Source organism: Silvibacterium sp. (assembly GCF_047605705.1).
GTDB lineage: Bacteria > Acidobacteriota > Terriglobia > Terriglobales > Acidobacteriaceae > Silvibacterium.
Genome location: NZ_JASGFD010000108.1, coordinates 1 through 2,806 on the forward strand (window position 1 = coordinate 1; position 2,806 = coordinate 2,806).

4 protein-coding genes are annotated in these 2,806 nt (G+C 60.7%); all 4 read right to left on the minus strand.

What is annotated here, in order from left to right:
• Nucleotides 1-1,153, minus strand: a 1,153-nt coding sequence (locus QM649_RS20100; protein WP_415200862.1) for an endo-1,4-beta-xylanase, incomplete at its 3' end; no start/stop codon positions are given.
• Nucleotides 1,154-1,178: 25 nt separating this feature from the next.
• Entirely contained in the window at nucleotides 1,179-1,379 is a 201-nt protein-coding gene (locus tag QM649_RS20105) for a hypothetical protein (protein WP_415200863.1), read from the minus strand.
• Nucleotides 1,380-1,587: 208 nt separating this feature from the next.
• A complete protein-coding gene (locus tag QM649_RS20110) occupies nucleotides 1,588-1,995 on the minus strand; it encodes an FtsB family cell division protein (protein ID WP_415200864.1) in 408 nt (135 codons plus the stop codon).
• A 211-nt stretch (nucleotides 1,996-2,206) separates the two neighbouring features.
• Entirely contained in the window at nucleotides 2,207-2,755 is a 549-nt protein-coding gene (locus QM649_RS20115) for a hypothetical protein (RefSeq protein WP_415200865.1), read from the minus strand.
• Nucleotides 2,756-2,806: the final 51 nt, after the last annotated feature.

Here is a 2,806-nt window from a genome sequence, read left to right on the forward strand (position 1 = left end):
CCGGCCGGCGTTTGTCGATCGCATCCCGCAGCGCGAAGAACGCAGGCGCGGGCTGGTAATCCGAATCGAAGGGCAGGCAGCGCTGCGGCTTGCCATCCGGCCGCGCGTACTTCTCCCCATTCAGCCAGGTGTAGCGGTCCGTAATGCCCCACGTAAGCACCGCCGTCACGTTCGGCTCGGCCACCAGCATGGCCACGTAATCGTGATAGAGCTTCGCCACCGCCGCATCGCGGTCGGCCACCAAGCCTTCTACCTTGTGCTCGTTCGCGTCCAGTTCTGTGATGAAGACCTGAAGCCCCATCCGCGCCATCTCGCGCACAAACTCCAGCAGCCCTGCACCCGGCATCGGATCGCCGACCGTCAGATGGCTCTGGATGCCGACTGCGTCGATCGGCACCCCGCGCGCCTTCAGCCGCCGGATCAGCATCAGCACCTGTCCGCGCTTGGCACGGCTATCGGGCGAGTCGTTCTCGATACCGTAGTCGTTATAGGTGAGCAAAGCCGTGGGATCGGCCTCCCGCGCCGCATGAAAAGCCAGCTCGATGTAATCCGGACCGATCATCTCGAGCCACGGTGTCTTGCGCAGCCCGTCCGCCCGGCCATCCTTCAGGTCGATGGCCTCGTTCACGACGTCCCAGGAGTGCAGTTTGCCCGCAAAATGCCCGGCAACCGTCTGGATATGCTGGATCAGGAAACCCTGTGCGTTGTCTTTCGTGACGGTCCCGGCGAACCACGACGGCAGCGATTCATGCCAGCAGAGGTTGTGCCCGCGGACCTTCTGCCCATGCGCCGCAGCAAAGTCCACCAGTTCATCTGCGCTCCGAAAATCGAACTTATCGGGAGCGGGCCGCAGCGCCTGCCACTTCATCGCATTTTCGGCTACCAGGATGTTCGCCTGTTCGGCCACGACCGAACCATACGCCGGCTCGCCGGTAAGGCGCTCAGGCACAACGGCACAGCCGACAAGCAATCCCACTGCCTGCGCATGCGCGCGTAGCGAGCGCGGACCGGTCACATCGGCAAACTGCGGCCCTTTCAACTTCGGCAGCTTATGCTTCTCGCCAAGAAGCGGCAGACGCATGCCTGCTGCCAGCGATGCAGCAGCGCCTCCCAACAGAAATGTACGACGGCTGAAGTTACGGCGGCTGGTCACGTGCTTTCTGTCCCCTGTATCCGTACTAATCTCGCGTCGCGGCCTTGTCGATCTCACCGGTCCAGCGCAGAAACCGCAGCAGCTGCCACTTTTCCTGCCACACGAACCCCAGCACATCCCGAGGCCGGATCTTCTCCGCCTTCATCCCGGAATAGGTCTCGATGCGCCACTTCACATATGGGCTCGCCCATGGCCGCAGCCGGTATCCGCGCGTCGAATTTAACAAAAATCGAAAAGAAGCCAGCAAGCCTGATCGCCCCGAAGAATGAAGTGCCGGAAAGATCTCAGTGTCCCGTAAGGGATCTGTCTTGCCGTTTCTTCAGCTTACCTTCTCGTGCGGTCCCGCAACAGGCGTGGAAACGCGCCCTTCCCTCTCTCATCGGACAAAAGGATGGAGCGCGAGAGAAGTTCTGCGTAGAACGAAGACAGCCAGCTTAACGCCGCGACTGCGCACCCGGCGATGGAGCAGGAGTGGAATCGGAAGGATGCGGCGCGTCGTTGAGCGTGTAGATCACCTCATCTGGCCGCGCATAATGCAGCTTCTCGCGCGCCTCGTGCTCAATGGCATCGGGGTCGGTCTGCAGATGATCGATGTGGTCCTTCATACGGTCGTTTTCCGTGCGGAGACTGTCGATCTGCTTCTGCAGCGACTTGTCCTCGACGCGCTTCGCCTCGTAGGCGTTCAGACCGTTGCGGCCGAACATTACGTGAAAACCGAAGAAGACTGCCAGCACTACAGCGAGTCCTGTGGCGATACGCCGCCGCACGCGGAACACCCCACCCACGATCCGCGAATGCCACGACGCTTTGGACTCTACTGCCTGCACCGGAACTGCCTCCAAGCTTTCATCATCGACGGTGGGATGAGCAGGATGAAGCACATTGCGTTGCGAAGCGGCAACAGAGGAATCAACATGAGCATTCTTTCGCCAAACCTTCGCGTCCCGAAACGGAATCACGTGATGAGGCATGCAGGACGCAGCAAAAAAGCCGCTTGCCTCTTCATGCTGAGGCAAGCGGCTTTTTGTATCTGTTACTGCTACAAACTCTCGTCTATTCGAGAACCCACGCCTTTGCGGCTTCGCTGAGAGGCTCAACGTCGGAAGCCTTGCGCGCTTCGGAGTACACGCGAACCACCGGCTCGGTGCCGCTGAGGCGATAGCAGACCCACGAACCATCGGCCAGGATCAGCTTCAGACCATCCGTGCGGACTACCGACGTGACCTTGCGGCCACCGATCTCCGTCGGATCGCCCTTGACCTTCTCGACAAACTTCGTCTTAACCTCAGGCGTAAGGCGGAAGTTCTCGCGATTCGGATAGAACTCACCGACACGCGCAAAGAGCTCCTTGAGCTGCGTGCCCAGGTTCTTGCCACGGACAGCGACCATCTCCGCAACCAGCAGGCCGGCGATGACGCCGTCCTTCTCCGGCACGTGACCCCGGATCGTGAGACCGGCGCTCTCTTCGCCGCCGATTGCGATCTTGTCCTGGTTGATCAGCTCACCGATGTACTTGAAGCCCACCGGCGTCTCGTAAAGCTGCACGCCATAGGACTCGGCCACCGCGTTGATGAGGTTGGTCGTCGCGACCGACTTCGCCACGCCGTTCTTCCAGCCGAACTACATCATCGCGCTGCTCTTCGACTACCTGGT